The sequence below is a fragment of the Haloarcula sp. CGMCC 1.6347 genome (assembly GCF_037078395.1).
Classification (GTDB): Archaea; Halobacteriota; Halobacteria; order Halobacteriales; family Haloarculaceae; genus Haloarcula; species Haloarcula amylolytica.
Map to the genome: position 1 here is coordinate 1,140,628 of NZ_JAYMGX010000002.1, position 16,992 is coordinate 1,157,619.

Sequence of the window (16,992 nt, forward strand, 5' to 3'; positions counted from 1 at the left end):
CTGACCGGTTCTATCCGCGACGTGTGGACCGGGCCTCACGGACGTCTGCCCCGTCGCGAATCTTGTCCTCGCACTGCGGACAGACCCTGGGCTTTTCGACCCCGTTCGGCGTGAACACACGCGCATAGTCAGCCGTTACAAAATTACCGCAGTTCTGGCATTCCGGCATACAACCCTGTATGTGGGTCATACCCTCTTAATTGTTGTTGGTCTGGTAAGAGTTGGCATACGGGGTGTTGGCGTCGCTGCCGGGTGAAAACACCGTTTCGTTCGAGAGAGGGGAACGGCATCGAGGTACTCGATGGGCGAAGTAGTGTCGGCCGGCTGCCACAATTTCATCGAAGGAGCGGCGGATTCAGGAACGCGTGTCCAGTTACTCCTCGAAGGAACTGGTGATGGTTCCGTCCTCGGACAGTTCGATGACACCGTCGAAGAGTTCCCGGAACGCCGCGACCGTCTCCTCGTCGTGGACCTCGTCGGCGAGGTGGAACATCCCGACAGCGTCGTACTCCGCAAGCAGGTCGAGGATGTCTTCGACGGCCGAGAGCGCGCCGTCCTCGTCGGCGTAGTAAATGAGTTCCGTCAGGGAGTCGAACGTTACGCGGAGTTTCCCGTCGTGTTCCTGCAGGAACGTCTCGGTCTCCGAGACGATGCCGGACAGGTCATCCGGTGCAGAAACGTACCGAACGCCCTCGGAGCGGCGACGGGTGTAGCCGCGTTCGACCGACAGCGTGTCGAGGATGGTCGCCTTCGACTCGTCGACCTCGTAGTACTCCAGTTTCTGCTTGACCTCCCGGGCGGTGGTCCGGGTCGAGATGACGAGCATCGAATCCGTGTCGGTCGCGAGGAAATCCGTGTCGAGTCGATCCGTCTCGCCGGTACTCGGATGCAGGAGCAGTACCCCTGTGCCACCCGGAACGGTCTCCGGTGCGTTGTCGATAGCCAGCGTATACTCCATATGCACATCAAGGAGAGTGGCACCCAATTAAGTGTGCGGGTCGCGGTCAGAACACGCTGTCCGCCGTCGCAGCCCCGACGACGCTGAAAATCGCACCGACGATGATCGCCTTCAGGGTCGTCAGGGTGACGGCCATCGGCGTCGGGTCCGCCAGAATCCCACCGTCGACGAGAAACGTGTCCGGGGCGGTCAATGCTGTCGCGAGGATAGCGACTGAGCCGAACGCCACAATCATCAGCGAGACGAAGCGGACTGGAATACCTGCCACCTCAGCCTCTGTGTCGATGTCCCGGCCGGCGTCAGCCTTGTACAGCGCCCCGTAGCCGATAGCGAACACGATACCGACGACGACTACCGCGTGATACCAGGACATATTCTCGGCCAGCACCCATACCTCTTCGGTCACGACGAACGGCCCCGCGAGCAGGAACCCCCCGACGAGCTGCTGGGCAGTGTCCGCGACGCGATATCGGCGTCGAGCCATACGGGGTTGCCGTGCCGTCAGTACGAAAGCCTCCCGGTCCACCACTGTCCGACAGGAGCCACGCCCGGTCGCCGCGGGGCGGTTCACGGCCGTCATTCTCGTTTCAACTGGACCGAAATTACGCTGCCGTCTATCGGTTTCCATGTGAAGCGAGGGGGTACAGCGGCTGGGAGCTGACGGAAAATCGCGACATCATCGGCTGATTCGGGCCACAAATAAAAACGTTTCGTCCCGCAGTTGAGAGGTCGAGCGGACCGCGACCGCTTACGTCGTCCGGAAGGCCCGGTCACCGGCGTCGCCGAGTCCCGGAACGATGAACCCGTCCTCGTCGAGTTCGTCGTCGATAGCGACGCTAATGATGTCTGCGTCCGACTGGGACTCCGAGACGCGGACGATGCCCTCCGGCGCGGAAACCGCCGCCAGAACGAGCAGGTTCTCCGGTTCGGTCTTCTCCGAGGTGATGTAGTCCAGTACCGTGGCCATCGTCGACCCGGTCGCGAGCATCGGGTCCGCGATGATGACGGTGTCGTCCTCGGTGATTTCGGGCAGTTTGACGTATTCGACTGAGATAGGGAACTCCCCGTCGTCGTTCATCCCGGCTTCCTCGTCGCGGCTGGCAGAGATGACGCCCTGCCTGGCGCGGGGGAACGCCTTGAGCAGTCCCTCGACGAACGGCGTCGCCGCACGGAGGACGTTGACGATGACCACGTCGTCGAGTCCCTTGACGCGCTCGCCCATCATCGTAGTCAGCGGCGTCTGGACCTCCGTGTACTCGGTCTCCATCCGACCGTCGATGATCTCGTAGCCACAGATGCGGCCGAGACGGACCAGTCCCTTCCGGAACGCGACCTGTTCGGTCTCGACGTTTCGTATCCGCGTCAGTTCATCTCGCGCCAGCGCGTGCGTGACGACGGAGGCGTCGCCGCGCTGTTCGATTGGCATATCGTGCCCGTTGACCCCCGATGGGTTAAACGGTTCTCACTCACGCCGGCTCAGCCGTGCCGGACCGTCCCGCAGGGTCACCGCCGCGCTGGCGGTTCTTCGCCATGAGGAAGAGGAACAGGGCGAGGCCGACGCCGCGGAGTACAACGTCGAGCAGGACCGTCATCTCGCCGCCGGCGATGCCGACGAGACCGAGGAGGTCGTACACCCCGGACACAGCGAGCGCAGGAGCCATCAACAGGAGCGAACTGAACGCGAACGCCGCCCGCTCGCCCCGGGAGACCGGCGCGTACGCGAACCCGATGACTGTGGCCGCGAGCGCGATGACGCCGAGGAACACACCGACGACGGGAATCAGTATCTCGGGGATGGAGTAGCCGACATCGAGGAGGTCCGCGGTCCCGACGACCCGGTATTTGTCTCCGACGTCGAGGCTTGCAGCGTCAGGGTTGCGCCGCAGCAGGATGATGCCCGGCGTGACGATGAACGCGAACGGGACGATAGCCTTGTTGAGCGACAGCGAGAACGCCTCGATACCGGTCTGGAACGCGTCTGACTTCGCGACGCCCGAGGCGGCGTAGGCGGCCACCGCGACCGGCGGCGTGATGTCGGCGATGACGCCGAAGTAGAGGATAAACAGGTGCGCCGCGAGCAGCGGAACGCCGAACGCCGTCAGCGCCGGCGCGAGCAGAGAGACGAGGATGATGTAGGTCACCGTCGTCGGCATCCCCATCCCGAGGATAATCGACGAGAACGCGGTGACGAGCAACAGCAAGACCAGCGACCCGCCGGCGACAGCCGTGATGAGCGAGACGAGGTTCGGGCCGAGGCCGGAGACGCTGATGACACCCGGGATGATGCCGGCAGCGGCGACGGCGATAACGACTGGAACGGCGGTTCTGGCCCCACTCTCCATAGATTTCCCGAGGAAGATACCGAGCTTGTACAGCCCGTTGGAGGCGAGGTCCGGCCGGCCGACGGCGTCGGCGGTCGTCTCGGCGGCGTCGTCGACGGCATTGTCGAACGACAGCAGCGGCGAGTCGAGTCTGGGCCGGGAAATCAGCGTGAGAACGCCGGCGAGGATGATCAGCGTGCCGACATTGCCGAGCGCCGCGGAAAACGCGGCACCAAGCGGTTGGGGGCCGGGCAGTGCAAGCGCCCCTTCCGCTGCCAGGTCTGCCGCGACAAGGCCATCGATGCGGTTGAACAGCGGCGGGAACGCTGTCGTGGCCTGTACGAACCGATTGAACAGGTATCCGAAAATGCCTTGCCCAGTGAAGTACTGCGTGAGCGTCGTCAGCCCGAAGAGGGACACAAGTGTAATGCCGAGTCGGGCCCGCGTCTCGTCGCTGTAGGCCGCCACAAGTGCGATGAGGGCTCCGATTGCGATGAGCGTAAACCACGCCGAGCGGGCGACAGACAGCCGCTCGATGATGAGGTAGTACAGCAAAAGAACGAGCGGGACGAGGTAGAACCATCCGCTCCGGAGGTGGCTACGGATGTTCACCAGTTCCGAAGAGTCGAGGCCGCCGATATCCTCCTTGACCGCCTCGAAGTGGACCATCACCCAGACGCCGAAGAAGAAGACGATGGCGGGAATCGTCGCGACGACGATGACGTCGGCGAACGGCGTCGCCGTGTACTGGACGATGAGGAACGCGGCGGCCCCCATCACCGGAGGGAGGATCTGGCCGCCCGAGGAGGCAGAGGCCTCCACGCCCCCGGAGAACTCCGGCGAGTAGCCCGACCGCTTCATCAGCGGAATCGTGAACGCGCCGGTCGTCACCGTGTTCGCAATGGAAGACCCGGAGATGGTTCCCATAAATCCGCTGGCGAGAATGGATGCCTTCGCCGGGCCGCCCTTTCGTGTGCTAGTACACAGTCGTTATTTGACTATATCGTGCGATACCGTATGACAACGTATTCTCGGGGACGACGACCGGACGGGATAACTCGACCGGGCGAGATGTCCTTTGTTCGGAGAAATTCGGATTCTTTGACGTGTGTCAGTAGCTGACGTTCCGGATCCCGTTACGCGGACGTCTCGATACCGAGTTCGTCGAGGAGCGTCCGGGCGGCCGCAGCCGACGACGGCGGGCCACGAGCCGTGATGAGGTCGCCGTCGACCGTGACGCTGGTGTCGGCGTCGAGTTCGGCGTCCCAGTCAGCGCCGACAGCCTTCACTTCGTCTTCGACCCAGTACGGGAGCTTCCGGCCGTCGGGGAGCAGGTCGTTCTCGTCGACGATGCCTTCCTCCCAGGCGTTCGGGAAGCCGGTGACCGAGCGGCCGTCGGCGAGGAACTCGCCGTCAGCGTTTCTGGTGAACGCCAGAATCCCGACCGTGTGACAGACGACGAGCGCCTTGCCGTCGTCGCCGGCGACGCTCTCACGCAGCAGTCCGCGGGCGTGGACGTCCTGCGTGATATCCCACTCCGCGCCGTGGCCACCGGGGAACACGACGGTGTCGTAGTCCTCGGCGTCGGCCTGGGCCAGCGGGATCGGGTTGTTCAGGCGCTCGTCGGTCTCGTGGACCTCCCGAACGTGCTCCGAGAGGTCTTCGCCGACTTCTTCCGGGTCGACGGAGCGTTCGTCAAGCACCGGCGGCTCGCCGGTCGGTGTCGCCACCGTGATATCCAGACCGGCGTCCGAGAGTGTTGTCAGCGGCTCGATACATTCTTCGCCCCAGTACCCGTGTTCGCTTACGACGAATAGTGCGGATGGCATCATACAACCGTTCGCGTGCAATCCTTATAAGCGGCCGTTCGGTGTTGAGCGAAGCGGGCCGAGCGGGCGGGTCGCTATGCAGTGGCAGCACGTCGTCTGCGTGCCGGTATCGAGGGCTGGGGAGGAGTAGGGCGGGTAAGTATCATGTCTACCGCCATGGCGGAAACGTTTAACCCTACTGAGCAGCAATCCGCTGTGTACAGATGGACAGCCCACTGCAGCAGGTCCCGCGGCTGTCATAGACCGATCTATTATACCATGGCAGACATCGAAGAGAGCGTTTCAGGATTCAAGACGAAAGGCGGCTGGGTCGACATCGTCGAGCACGGCGAGCGCATCACGCAGGCGCTGAAAGACATCGCTTCGAACGAGGATGTCGACGACGACGCCCTCAGTGAGTTCGACGAGTGGCGACCGAAAAGCCACGAGCGACTGGACGAGGACGTCAACGAGAAAACCGCCGACCAGGCGAGCGTCGCCGAAGGCAAAGGGGAGCAAGCGGGGAAAGGCCCCGACGAGGACCTCCAGACCGCCGGCGAGAAGCTCAGCGAGTCCTACGAGAACCTCGACGAGCCCGACGAGGCGATGGAGCGCTGGAGCGAGTCCGTCGACTACGTGGCCCGCGCGGCCGACTCCGCCAGCCGGAAGGCCCTGCGGAAGGTCGAGGACACCGTCTACCGCAACGTGATGACACAGATCGCGCCCTACTACTTCGACAACGACCTCATCAGCGCGAACCTCCGCCGCGTCGGCGACGGCGACCGCCCCGAGTACGTCTTCGAGGTCAACGTCAACGACGACGACCTGAAGATGCGCGTCTCGAACAAGCTCGCCGACTTCGAGCAGGCCGTCGACCGCTGGCACGTCGACACCGAGAAAGTCACCGACGCTGTCGAAGCGGCGGAGGGTGTGGATGCGACAGAGCCGGGGGAAGAGACCGATGCGAAGACGAACTAAGCTCGCCGCCGGGCGAGCGGCATCGGCTTCCAGCATCGCCGACGCAAAAACGAACTAAGGCGGCGCTCTGCCGCCGGCATCGGTTTTGCGTCCGAGAGGCGAAGACGAACGAAACGCGAGCGTGGCTCTGCAGACAGTCAGATAGCGTCGTCGGGGTCGTGTTTCTCGGCCATCCGCGTCGCTTCGGTCGCGTACTGCGCCTGGAGGTCGCCGTCATCGACAGACCCGAGGTTGTCCGGGTCCGCGTCGACGGCAGCTGTGGTCTCTCGCACGTCGGAAAACGAGGTCAGGGCGCGCTCCTTACGGAAGTACTGTTCGCCGTCTAGCGTCGCGTACGTGAGGATGATGAGGTTCTGTTCGTCGTCGGAGTACGTTCGTTCGACCAGCCAGACGCGGACAGTCTCTTCGGAGGCGGACATACGGGATTGAACTACGCACTGGCACCTGAACGTTTGCCTGTGACGCCCGCGTCAGTGTCGGCAGTCGGCCTCACAAGGGCGCGCGAACGGTAGGCTCATTGCAGGCCGGAGCAAACGCCGTGACAGATGGTCGCGACGAGTACGATTGCGACGCTTGTTGTCGCGTCAGCCGCGAGTCTGTTCATGGCCTGGGCCATCGGTGCCGGGTCGTCCGGGTCCACTCCGTTCGCGCCGGCCGTCGGTGCGAACGCGATCTCGGTGATGCGGGCCGGGTTCTTCGTCGGCATCCTCGGGCTGGCTGGCGCGGTCCTGCAGGGGGCCAACGTCACGGAGGCTGTCGGGAGCGAACTCGTTCTGTTCCCGAGCGGCGGCGGCCTCTCGGCTATCGCCGCCATCGTCGCCCTCATCACCGCGGCGGTGCTGGTCGCCGTCGGGATTTTCACTGGCTACCCCATCGCGACGGCGTTCACCGTCACCGGTGCGGTGGTCGGCGTCGGACTGGCGATGGGCGGCCAGCCGGCGACGGCCAAATACATCGAAATCGTCTCGCTGTGGGTCCTGACCCCCTTCGTCGGCGGGGGCATCGCCTTCGGGACGGCGTGGTCGCTCCGGCACGAGGCCACCACCGAAGAACGGCTCGTGCCGCTGCTGGGCGGGCTGGTCGGTGTGATTCTGGCGAACATCGAGTTCGTGCTGCTGGCACCGGGTAACGAGCAGGCATCGGTGGCCAGCGCCGTCGCGCAGGCGGCCGGGACGCCGATGGTCCCGTCGATAGTCGTCGTGACGCTTCTCATCGGGGTGCTCGCCGGTGGACTGCTGTATCTGGATATCAGAGCGGATGCGGCCGCCGGGCAACGGCACTTCCTGCTGGTGATGGGCGGGCTCGTGGCCTTCTCCGCCGGCGGGAGCCAGGTCGGTCTGGCGCTGGGGCCGCTGGTCCCGCTACTCGGGGAAGGGCCGACGGCAGCCATCCCCATCACCGGAGTCCTGTTGTTCGGCGGGCTCGGCCTCCTCATCGGGTCCTGGACGGGCGCGCCGCGGATGATCAAAGCGCTGGCACAGGACTACTCCTCGCTCGGGCCGCGCCGGTCTATCGGCGCGCTGATTCCGAGCTTCATCATCGCGCAGGCAGCCGTCTTCTTCGGCATTCCGGTGTCGTTCAACGAGATCATCGTCTCCGCTATCGTCGGCTCCGGCGCGGCCGCCGGCGGCGGCGAAGTCAGTCGAGAGAAGATGGGCAAGACGGTGCTGGCCTGGATCGGGTCGCTCGCGCTGGCGTTCGGACTGAGCTACGGCCTCTTCTGGATTATCGACGCACTCCTCTGACTCGCTTAGCGACCCCAGACGTAGCGACTCACGGCCTCGTTGACGCGGGTCGAGAGCCGGCCCATCCAGGCCTCGGGCGAGATACGCTCGATGTCCCGCTGGTCGACCTCGATGCGGTCGTCGCCGAAGGGGTCGTGGGGCTGTTCGTCCGCAGTTTCGTCGACGGCGTCGACGACAACGGTCATCGAGCAGCGGCCGCAGGCTTCGGTGTCTTTCGCCATGATTGTTGGTGATTAATTCGGAGGCCAGCGTCAAAAACCTGCCGCGGCGGTCGTGTACGGCCCGTGAACGACCGTCGGCTGACCGACGCGCTTAAGACGCCGACACGGCATCGGCATGGTATGAGCTACCGCGGCATAGGGCCGGTGCGAACTAAACGCCCACGCGGCTCGACACGATGAGCGAGGAAACAGAGCCCGGGCCGGTCGAGGAACCTCCGGACTACGGTGCGGACGACTGGGAGGACCCCGTCACTGGGGCGGTCCCGAAATCGGAGCTGCCCGACGAAATCATCGAGGAAGTCCCACACTGGACAGACGACCCGTACTTCGACCGGGTGAGCGACCGCCTGATGTACAACTACACGCTGGAACGGGACCACCGGCTCCGTGGCGAGCGCTGGGACCTCTACGGCGAGATGCGGATCCTCAATCAGAAGCAGTTCTTCCACCCGGCGCTGTCCTACGGCGACCACGAGTCAGAGGAGTACCTCTATGCTCGCCGCGTCACCCGGCCGACGGTTGGCGAACTGAAGCGGCTGGTCGAACTCGGCCACGACCTGGCCGACGAGCGCGTGACCGCCAACGAAGAGCATTACCGCACCGACTTCACGTTCGTCCTCGTCGCCGACGAACTGCCCGAGGAAGTCCGGTCGTTCGTCGAGGGCCAGCGCGAGCGCACGCTGTTGAAGTACGGCTACTACGGCCATTACGAGGTCAATCTGGGCGTCGTCGTTCCGGGCGAGCAGGAAGCCGTCGCCGGCGAGGCCGCCGACGTGGTCGAGGCGTTCGTCCTCTGGGAAGACGTGACCCAGCCCGAGGAAGGGGTGCTCTCGCGGCTCGCCAAGCGGTTCTGGAGATGACGCTCGGGTAGCAGTCGCTGTCAGTGCCGAAAAAACGGAGAAGTGATCGGTTGCGTCAGTCGTCGCTCGGTTCGACGGCACCGCCGCCGTAGCTCTCGCGGACGGTGCTGATGTTGTCGTACCCCTTCTTGACCAGCGCCAGAGCGAGGCCGATGAGGGTCAGTGCCAGAAGCGTCTGGATAATCGTTGCGAACAGTTGCACACCGCTCGCACCGCCCACGATAATCGTCTGGTAGATGTTCTGGTAGAACGCGAGCCAGCCGAGGCCGAGCACGGTTATCGCCACCATGACGGCCATCGGTACGCCCGTGGAGTACAGCTGTTTGCTCTTGTCCCAGTTAGCCAGCCAGACCGTCGCGGTCAGCAGTGCGAGCGCGGCCAGCAGCTGGTTCGCACCGCCGAACAGCGCCCACAGGACGACCCACTGGCCGGAGATGACCATCACGTACGCGAGGACACACTGGATGATCGGGTTCGTGTACCGACCGCGGCCGAGTTCGCCCAGCGTCGAACGGATGCCGCCGCCCACGTCGAGGCCAGTCGACGTCTGGCCGGCCGGCAGGCCGACGATCTCTTCCATCATGTAGCGGCCGAGCCGGACAGCCGTGTCAGTAGACGTAAGCAGGAAGCTCACGAGGACGAGCGCCATGAACGGCGCGCCGAAGGACTGTGGGAGGCCGAGGCTCGTCAGGATGATGCCACCACCGGTCGCGAAGTTCGGCAGCGCCGCGCCGATACCGCCTGCGGGGTCGGGGAAACCGGCGACCGCGAGCGTCGACAGCGCGACGGCCGCGAGCAGGCCCTCGCCCAGCATCCCGCCGTAGCCGATGAGGCGGGCGTCGGTCTCCTTATCGAGTTGCTTCGCCGTCGTCCCGGAGGAGACCAGCGAGTGGAAGCCGCTGATGGTTCCACAGGCGATGGTGATGAACAGCAGCGGGAACAGCGGGTACAGGCCCGCACCCTCGACGCCCCAGAAGCCGTTGAACGCACCCAGCGAGCTGTCGATGACCAGCGGCTGGCTCGACGAGCCGAGGATGGTCCCGACGATAATGGCGAGCAGCGCGCCGCCGACGCCGGTGTACAGCAGGAACGAGGAGAGGTAGTCACGCGGCTGGAGCAACACCCACACCGGGAGCGCGCTGGCGACGGCGGCGTAGGCCATGATGACCGGTATCCACGCCGCAGTGTTGCCGCCCAGTGCGCTCGCGCCAGGCACCCAGGAACCGCTCCCGCCGAGCAACACGATGACGGATATCTCCGCGGTCCGTTCGGCCGTCGGCTCGAACAGGGCAATCGGGAACTGAATCCCGGCGTAGACGCCGGCGAAAACGCCTGCGACGAACAGGACTGTGCCGGGGATGAACGGGCCGTTGAGCTGGTAAAGGTACACGCCGAACGCCAGCGCGAGGACGATGTAGACCAGCGACGCCGTCACCACCTCGGGATAGGCGTTGAACACGATCCCGACCACCAGCGCGAACACTGCGACGACGAGGATAATCGTCAGGAACGCGAACCACAGCAGCATGTTCTTCCCGCCCTCGCCGACGTACTCACCGACGATGTAGCCGATGGACTTCCCTTCGTGTCGGAGCGACCCCGACAGCGAGACGAAGTCGTGGACGCTGCCCATCAGCGGGTTGCCGATGGCGATCCACAGCAGTGCGGGAACCCACCCCCAGATGGCCCCCGCAGTAATCGGTCCGACAATCGGTGCCCCACCCGCGATACTGGAGTAGTGGTGACCCAGCAACACCGGTTTCTTCGACGGGACGTATTCCTGCCCGTCTTCGTACTTGTGTGCCGGAGTCTCGTTGGCGTTGTCGAGTTCGAGGAACCGCGCGAGGTACTTCGAATACCCCAGGTACCCCACGCTGAACGTCACCAGTACTGCCAGGACGATCCAGATTACCTGTGTCATGTATGTGCATGAATGGTAACCAACATCAAGCTATTAATAGTTATTATATATTTCTTATATATCTCAAATCCGTCAGAATACGCTCGGTCACACGGCTTCGACTATCAACGAAAATCTAATATCTGATTACTTATCGGTTATGCGCGGCCCACACATGAGCGGCGGGTCGCCGGCTCAGACGAACGTCGGTGCCTCGGCGTCCGTCTCGACGTCGAATTCGGCGGCGACATCGTCGAGCAGGTCGCCTTTCACCTCCGCCGTGCGGGTCGTGATTTCCGCGACCAGCGGCGGGTCGAGCGTCTCTCGGACCTCCTGAAGCCGCTCGTTCTCAGTGGCGACGCGGTCCCTGAGATAGCGGGCCCCGCGGCCGTCCTCGTCGGGGTCCGGTTCGGGCGTGAGCTTGTTCGCGACGAGGCCCCGAACCGAGAGGTCGCGCTCACGCATCTCGGCGATGGCGCGCCGCGTCTCGTTGACCGAGAGCTGGTCGGGATTGAGCACGAGGAAGAAGGCGGCGTCGGCCTGGAGCGCGCCGCCGGCGAACTCGAAGAACTCCTTGCGGTCCTGCAGGCGGGCAAGCACCGGGTCGCCGTCCATGACGCGCCGGGGCTCGTTGCTGCCGATAGCGGCCTTCTCGAAGAGGTCGATGCTCTTCTCGCGTTTGTGCATCAGCCGGTCGATCCACCCTTCGAGGAACTCCGGCAGGCCGAGCAGGCGGAGCGTGCTGCCGGTCGGGGAGGTGTCGAAGACGACCCGGTCGTACGGGTCGGCGTTGCGCATCACGTCGACGAAGCGGTCGAACAGCGCCGACTCGTAGGCCCCCGGCGTCTGGTGAGCCATCTCTAGCTGCTGGTTAATTTCGTTGACCATCGCCGCCGACACCTGCTCGGAGAGGTCGTTACGGATGCCGTTGAGGTGGCGCTGGGTCTCGGTTTCGGGGTCGATCTCCATCGCGTCGAGGCCGTCGATGCCCTCGACGGACTCCGGGTCGTCGCTGAACGACTGGTCGAACACGTCCGTGACGGAGTGGGCCGGGTCCGTCGAGACGACGAGCGTGTCGAGGCCCGAACGTGCGGATTTGACGCCGTAGGCACAGGAGACCGTGGTCTTGCCGACCCCGCCCTTGCCGCCGAAGAAGACAAACGGCTCCATCAGAAGTGGTACTGCTGGCCTTTGCGTTCGATGTACGAGCTCCGGTCCCACAGCCGCCGCTCCCAGGCCTCGAAGGTGTCTTCGAGGTACGGCAGCAGTTCGGCGGTGTAGTACGACACCGGCGAGGGGATGCCGAAGGCGTCGGGGAAACAGGCCAGCATGAACGCGTCCTCGGTGTCCTCGGCCTCCTTCTCGATTTTCTCGTAGGCCGGGTGCGTTATCATGCCGTGGTACAGCCCGCGGGCCCACTCCCGCAGCGTCCGGCGAAAGCGCTCGATTCGGTCGGCCAGTTCCATCGTGGGTCGTGTGTGCGAGAGCCACGGAGTAAAAGCTGTCGCAGTTACCCGTCGACAGCGCCCATGCGTATGGCCGGACGCGGTCGTGTTTGACTACTGGAAACGAGGCGCGATTTGAAGGGAGGCGACGCACAACGGGAGGTATGCGCGACACCATTCCCGTCACGATTCTCTCCGGAAGCCTCGGGGCCGGGAAGACGACGCTGCTGAACCACCTGCTGACCGAGGCCGGCGACCGCGACATCGCCGTCCTCGTCAACGATATGGGGACGGTCAACGTCGACGCCGAACTCATCGCGGAGGGGTCGGAACTGGACGTCGACGACGGCGTCGCGGAGCTATCCAACGGCTGTATCTGCTGTGAACTGCAGGACGACCTCGAAACGGCGGTCGTCCGGCTGGCGAACGACCGGGACTTCGACGCGCTCGTCGTCGAGTCCTCTGGCATCTCCGAGCCGGCACCGGTAGCGCGGCTGTTCACTACCGAGTCGCGCGTGGCCGCGCTGTATCGGGTCGACACGCTCGTGACCGTACTGGATACCCGACTGTTTCTCGACTCATTCGCCGGCGAGACGCCGGAGCGCCGGGGGGCCGTGGAAGCGAGCGCCGATGGGGATACCACCGACGCAGCGGCCGACGACGCCGACCGACCGCTCTCGGACCTCATGGTCGAACAGGTCGAACTGTCGAACCTCGTTGTGATGAACAAGACGGACCTCTGTACGGACGCGGAACTGGACGAAGCCGAAGAGTTGGTACGGGCGCTCCAGCCCGACGCCGAGACCATCCGAACGACCTTCTCAGAGGTCGCTCCCGACCGGCTGTTCGACCGCAAGCTGTTCGATCAGACCGAAATCAACGACCTGCCGGGCTGGAAGCGAGCGCTGGCCGACGCTGGGCATAGCCATGGCGAAGACGGCCACGACCACGGTGTCGAGGGTGATGCAGACGACACCGGCCACGGACACGACGGCCACCACCATCCCGAGGACGTGTACGGCGTCACCTCCTACACCTACCGCCGCCGCCGGCCGTTCCACCCCGACCGGCTCGCCGACGTGCTGCGGGACCTCCCGTCGGGTGTCGTCCGCTCGAAGGGCACCGTTTGGCTGGCGGGCACCGAGCGCCGCGTCGTCATCGGCCAGGCCGGCCCCTCGATACGGGCCGAAGCACAGGGACCCTGGATCGCGAGCCTGCCCGAAGTCGAGCGGGATATGTACCGCTCGAACCGGCCGGAACTCGACTGGCACGACGAACACGGCGACCGCCGGACTGAACTGGTGTTCATTGGAACAGACTACGACGAAGACGCCCTTCGGACGGCGCTCGACGACGCGCTCGTCACGGACGAGGAATGGACGGACAGCGAGTCGCTCACGGGGCCGTTCCCGGCAGAACAGGGGGATGAGACGGTTATCCGGAGCCCTTAGCAGGCGCAGTCACGACCGGCCGCACGCTCGAACCGCATCTCCTCGCCGCAGTCCGGACAGACCGGTTCGCCCTCCAGTTCGACGTCCCTGATGCGAACGCCGCAGTCGTCACACCAGTACGCCCCCTTGGACCCGTCGTCCGGCCGGGACTTCGTGTCCGACTGTGACGTGAGTGCGTCCTTGACGCTGTCGAGGATGCTCATGATCGTATATTGAAATTACGGCTACTAAACGTACCGTGGTTGTGTGCAGTCGTCTCACGACCAGCGACAGTCGTGGCGTTCAGTGCTTTTGCAGTCGCTTCACGCTCCGGGCACGTCCGCCGCCAGGTCTTCGATGGCCCGCTCTAGCTCGTTGCCGCGCTTCCAGGCGGCGATGCGGTCGGCGAAGGGGAGCGGCAGGTTCAGCGAGACGGTCGAACGCATCGTGAGCCGGGACCCGTTTTCCTCCGGTGTAACGATGACTTGCGTCTCCAAGTGGTCGAACGGACCGACCTCGCCCTCGGCGGTGTACCGGAGGCCGTCGTCCCGCGATTCGAAGCGCAGCGGGACCGACATCCCGGGGCCGGCGGCAGTAACCAGGGTTCCCGTATCAGTCTCTTCGACGGCCGTCACCGTGAACGTCCCCTCCGCCGCGACGACCGCCTCCGGCGAGAGCGTGCGGTGGACAGCCGGCGGCCGCGCCATCACGAACCGAGAGCGTTCGACCTCGCGCATACCAGTCCACATGCGTACCGGGGTAGTAAATCACAGGGCCAGCGGAGCCGAGACGGCAACCAGCAAGACAGCGAAGCCGATACCGATGTAGATGAGCCGCTGAAATCGGAGTTCCGGGGCGATCTGTACCCAGGGCGGCGGGGCCGTCCAGACCAGACGGTGGTACGCGACGGCGGAGACAGCGACGGTGCCGGCTGTCGCAACGGTCAGGCCGGCCCACACTGGCAACCCGTACGCGAGGCCGTACAGCGGACCGACGGAGAACAGCAGCATCACCGCCATCGCGGTGCAGACCAGAAACGGGACCGGGTCGACCGGGTCCCCATGACGGTTTTGAACGTTCATACGCCCGTGTTGGGCTCCGAGCGTGTTTAGTTGCGCGACTCGACCGCGCCCGGCCGGAGCGGACAGGACGGGCACGCCGGGCACTGCCAAAGAGCTAAGGGGCGTCCCGTCCGTGTTCGTGGGCATGAGCGACGCGGACGGGTTCGAGGAGGGGGCGAGCGGGTCGCAGGGTGACCCACGGGTACTCATCGCGATGAACGTCGTACTCTCGACGGTGTTTGCGGCCACTATCGTCTGGGGGCTGAGCGTCATCGGCGCGGCGGAACTGACGGCTATCAACGTCGCGACCGGCGCGATACTGCTGTTCGCACTGACCTATGCCATTACGCTCCAGTAGCGGGCCAACGGAACGATCTCGACGCTCGGCTTACTCGGGGTCGTACGGGTGGACGTCGTCCACCGCGGGCGCGCCGACGACGAGCGTCCGTACTGATTCGGTCGCCGACTCGGGGTTGTGCGCCCGCTGGGGGCTGTCCGGTTCGACGACGAACGCCTCGTCTTCGCCGACCTCGTAGGTCTGCTCCGGCGTCTCGACGGCGAGCGTCCCCGAGAGGACGTAGAACAGTTCCTCCTGATTATCGTGGTAGTGGTACGCGAGCGGGATATCCTCGCCGGGAGCGACCTCGTAGACGTTCACGGCGGCGTTTTCGAGGCCGGCCGCGTCGCTGATGGAGCGCTGGACACTGGGTCGGTCCGGTGTCGGTTCGATGTCGTCGACTGCGAGGTGGTGATAACCCATACCACTACTGTCGACGGCGACCGAGGTAAAACGACTGCTACCGACTGGAATCAGTCCGTGGCCTCTTCGGCGTCGACTGACTCTGTTTCGTCGGTTTCGAGGCGGACAACGCGAGCCTTCATGATGCGCGTGTTCTCGACCTGTTCGACACGGATTTCAACACCGTCGTAGGTGATGGTCTCGCCCTCCTCGACCAGTCGGCCCGCCCGGTTGAAGATGAAGCCGGCGATGGTCTCGAACTCCTCGCCTTCGGGCAGTTCAAGGTCCAGTGCCTCGTTGACCTCCTCGATGTTGACCTCGCCTTTGACCGTGACCGTGTCGTCGTCGACGTACTCGATCGGCTCTTCCTCTTCGCCTTCGAGTATCTCGCCGACAATCTCCTCGGTCAGGTCCTCCATCGTCACCAGCCCCTCGGTGGTCCCGAACTCGTCGATGACGATGACCATGTGGAGGCGCTCGGCCCGCATCTCGGTCAACAGGTCGTCGACGTTCTTCGATTCGGGGACGTGCAGGGTCGGCTCGATGAGGTCTTCGAGGTCCATATCGCGGGCCAGCGCCTCGCCGTAGTTGAGGTCCCGAACGAGGTCGCGGATGTGGATGACGCCGATAACGTTGTCCAGACTTCCCTCGTAGACCGGGATGCGGGCGTGGCCGCTCTGGATACAGGTCTCCAGCGCTTCCTCGACGGAGGCGTCCTTGGCGACGGCCGTCATGTCCAGCCGCGGCGTCATCACTTCCTTGGCAATGGTGTCGTTGAACCGCAGCGTGCGCTGGAGCATCTCCCGTTCGTCCTCGTCGAGGACACCTTCGCGCTCTCCCGTCTCGATGATGTCCTGTATCTCTTCGCGGGTGACGTAGGAAGTCTCGATGGCGGAGCGGCCCCCGGTGATCTTGTTGACGACGCGAGTGAGGTAGTCGAACAGCAGGATGAGCGGGAGCAGCACCTTCTCGGCGACCTTGAGCGGCTTGGAGATGCGCAGCGCCCAGGATTCGGTATTCTCGACGGCGTAGCTCTTTGGCGCGCTCTCGCCGAACAGCAGCACGATAGCCGTGATTCCGAACGTCGCGACGGCGACGGCTTGCCCCTGTGAGAGATACATCGCCAGTAGTCCCGTCGCGATAGACGACATCGCGATGTTGACGAGGTTGTTCCCCACGAGAATCGTCACGAGCAGGCGATGGGGGTCCGCTTTGAGTTGCTTGAGCGTCTTCGCACCCGGCACGCCGTCCTCGACGAGTGACTCCGTCCGGTGTGCGGGCAACGAGAACATGGCGATCTCCGAGGACGAGAAGAACGCCGACAGGACGATGAGGAAGACGATAGTGGCGGTACCACCGACCAGCACCACGGTTTCGGGAATCATGACGCCGGCGTATTCGATAGCCTGCAACATCGCTGTAGACAGCTCAAACGGCGCAGGTGGATCCAGGGCCATCAACGGTCGAAGTTGTAATGGGTGCGGATTAAGGCTTGTCATGAAGGGGTTGTCAGCGAAGCCCTTACC

General features: G+C 64.5%; 20 protein-coding genes and 1 pseudogene. 5 read left to right on the forward strand and 16 right to left on the reverse strand.

What is annotated here, in order from left to right:
- Positions 1–10 precede the first annotated feature (10 nt).
- The 6 genes and pseudogenes from VI340_RS19870 to VI340_RS14360 all read right to left on the reverse strand — a co-directional run bounded on the left by VI340_RS19870 (position 11) and on the right by VI340_RS14360 (position 5,108).
- The gene (locus VI340_RS19870) at positions 11–169 is read right to left on the reverse strand and encodes a DUF7563 family protein (protein WP_044952319.1); all 159 of its coding nucleotides are present in this window, start codon (positions 167–169) and stop codon (positions 11–13) included.
- Between the two features lie 204 nt (positions 170–373).
- Positions 374–958: a DUF7090 family protein gene (locus VI340_RS14340; RefSeq protein ID WP_008307296.1), complete on the reverse strand. Its 585-nt coding sequence runs from the start codon at positions 956–958 to the stop codon at positions 374–376.
- A 46-nt stretch (positions 959–1,004) separates the two neighbouring features.
- Positions 1,005–1,442 carry a DUF2391 domain-containing protein gene (locus tag VI340_RS14345; protein ID WP_336329462.1) on the reverse strand — a complete coding sequence of 146 codons (438 nt, stop codon included), beginning with the start codon at positions 1,440–1,442 and terminating at the stop codon, positions 1,005–1,007.
- A gap of 264 nt (positions 1,443–1,706) precedes the next feature.
- A complete protein-coding gene (gene upp, locus VI340_RS14350; RefSeq protein WP_336329463.1) occupies positions 1,707–2,384 on the reverse strand; it encodes a uracil phosphoribosyltransferase in 678 nt (225 codons plus the stop codon).
- A gap of 40 nt (positions 2,385–2,424) precedes the next feature.
- A pseudogene (locus VI340_RS14355) lies at positions 2,425–4,260 on the reverse strand (TRAP transporter permease); the annotation flags it as partial.
- 155 nt (positions 4,261–4,415) lie between these two features.
- The gene (locus tag VI340_RS14360; RefSeq protein WP_336329467.1) at positions 4,416–5,108 is read right to left on the reverse strand and encodes a type 1 glutamine amidotransferase domain-containing protein; all 693 of its coding nucleotides are present in this window, start codon (positions 5,106–5,108) and stop codon (positions 4,416–4,418) included.
- A gap of 258 nt (positions 5,109–5,366) precedes the next feature.
- On the opposite strand from VI340_RS14360, the gene VI340_RS14365 reads away from it, so the two are divergent.
- Positions 5,367–6,065, forward strand: coding sequence for a DUF5828 family protein (locus tag VI340_RS14365; RefSeq protein ID WP_008307292.1), 699 nt, complete (start codon positions 5,367–5,369; stop codon positions 6,063–6,065).
- A 137-nt stretch (positions 6,066–6,202) separates the two neighbouring features.
- Here VI340_RS14365 and VI340_RS14370 read toward each other — a convergent pair whose 3' ends face one another.
- The gene (locus tag VI340_RS14370; RefSeq protein WP_336358604.1) at positions 6,203–6,484 is read right to left on the reverse strand and encodes a hypothetical protein; all 282 of its coding nucleotides are present in this window, start codon (positions 6,482–6,484) and stop codon (positions 6,203–6,205) included.
- 126 nt (positions 6,485–6,610) lie between these two features.
- Between VI340_RS14370 and VI340_RS14375 the strand changes: the two genes are divergently transcribed.
- Entirely contained in the window at positions 6,611–7,810 is a 1,200-nt protein-coding gene (locus tag VI340_RS14375) for an inorganic phosphate transporter (RefSeq protein WP_336329469.1), read from the forward strand.
- Positions 7,811–7,815: 5 nt separating this feature from the next.
- On the opposite strand, the gene VI340_RS14380 is transcribed toward VI340_RS14375, so the two are convergent.
- A complete protein-coding gene (locus VI340_RS14380) occupies positions 7,816–8,031 on the reverse strand; it encodes a hypothetical protein (RefSeq protein WP_008307288.1) in 216 nt (71 codons plus the stop codon).
- A gap of 176 nt (positions 8,032–8,207) precedes the next feature.
- On the opposite strand from VI340_RS14380, the gene VI340_RS14385 reads away from it, so the two are divergent.
- A complete protein-coding gene (locus VI340_RS14385; protein WP_336358605.1) occupies positions 8,208–8,891 on the forward strand; it encodes a hypothetical protein in 684 nt (227 codons plus the stop codon).
- Between the two features lie 55 nt (positions 8,892–8,946).
- On the opposite strand, the gene VI340_RS14390 is transcribed toward VI340_RS14385, so the two are convergent.
- From VI340_RS14390 to VI340_RS14400, 3 genes are all read right to left on the reverse strand, one after another.
- Positions 8,947–10,812 carry a carbon starvation CstA family protein gene (locus tag VI340_RS14390; RefSeq protein WP_008307285.1) on the reverse strand — a complete coding sequence of 622 codons (1,866 nt, stop codon included), beginning with the start codon at positions 10,810–10,812 and terminating at the stop codon, positions 8,947–8,949.
- Between the two features lie 174 nt (positions 10,813–10,986).
- Complete coding sequence (locus VI340_RS14395; protein ID WP_336358606.1) at positions 10,987–11,961, reverse strand: ArsA family ATPase; 975 nt, start codon at positions 11,959–11,961, stop codon at positions 10,987–10,989.
- A complete protein-coding gene (locus VI340_RS14400) occupies positions 11,961–12,257 on the reverse strand; it encodes a hypothetical protein (protein WP_336358607.1) in 297 nt (98 codons plus the stop codon). Before VI340_RS14400 ends, VI340_RS14395 begins: the two co-directional genes overlap by 1 nt.
- 143 nt (positions 12,258–12,400) lie before the next feature.
- Between VI340_RS14400 and VI340_RS14405 the strand changes: the two genes are divergently transcribed.
- Entirely contained in the window at positions 12,401–13,687 is a 1,287-nt protein-coding gene (locus VI340_RS14405) for a CobW family GTP-binding protein (RefSeq protein WP_336358608.1), read from the forward strand.
- On the opposite strand, the gene VI340_RS14410 is transcribed toward VI340_RS14405, so the two are convergent.
- The 3 genes from VI340_RS14410 to VI340_RS14420 form a co-directional block, all read right to left on the reverse strand.
- Complete coding sequence (locus VI340_RS14410; protein WP_008307276.1) at positions 13,684–13,890, reverse strand: hypothetical protein; 207 nt, start codon at positions 13,888–13,890, stop codon at positions 13,684–13,686. The genes VI340_RS14405 and VI340_RS14410 overlap by 4 nt on opposite strands.
- Positions 13,891–13,989: 99 nt before the next feature.
- The gene (locus tag VI340_RS14415; protein WP_336358609.1) at positions 13,990–14,403 is read right to left on the reverse strand and encodes an SRPBCC family protein; all 414 of its coding nucleotides are present in this window, start codon (positions 14,401–14,403) and stop codon (positions 13,990–13,992) included.
- A 30-nt stretch (positions 14,404–14,433) separates the two neighbouring features.
- The gene (locus VI340_RS14420) at positions 14,434–14,748 is read right to left on the reverse strand and encodes a hypothetical protein (RefSeq protein ID WP_336358610.1); all 315 of its coding nucleotides are present in this window, start codon (positions 14,746–14,748) and stop codon (positions 14,434–14,436) included.
- A 124-nt stretch (positions 14,749–14,872) separates the two neighbouring features.
- Between VI340_RS14420 and VI340_RS14425 the strand changes: the two genes are divergently transcribed.
- Complete coding sequence (locus tag VI340_RS14425) at positions 14,873–15,085, forward strand: hypothetical protein (protein WP_008307273.1); 213 nt, start codon at positions 14,873–14,875, stop codon at positions 15,083–15,085.
- A 30-nt stretch (positions 15,086–15,115) separates the two neighbouring features.
- Here VI340_RS14425 and VI340_RS14430 read toward each other — a convergent pair whose 3' ends face one another.
- Complete coding sequence (locus VI340_RS14430; protein ID WP_008307272.1) at positions 15,116–15,487, reverse strand: cupin domain-containing protein; 372 nt, start codon at positions 15,485–15,487, stop codon at positions 15,116–15,118.
- A gap of 50 nt (positions 15,488–15,537) precedes the next feature.
- Positions 15,538–16,923, reverse strand: coding sequence for a hemolysin family protein (locus VI340_RS14435; RefSeq protein ID WP_008307271.1), 1,386 nt, complete (start codon positions 16,921–16,923; stop codon positions 15,538–15,540).
- Between the last annotated feature and the right edge of the window lie 69 nt (positions 16,924–16,992).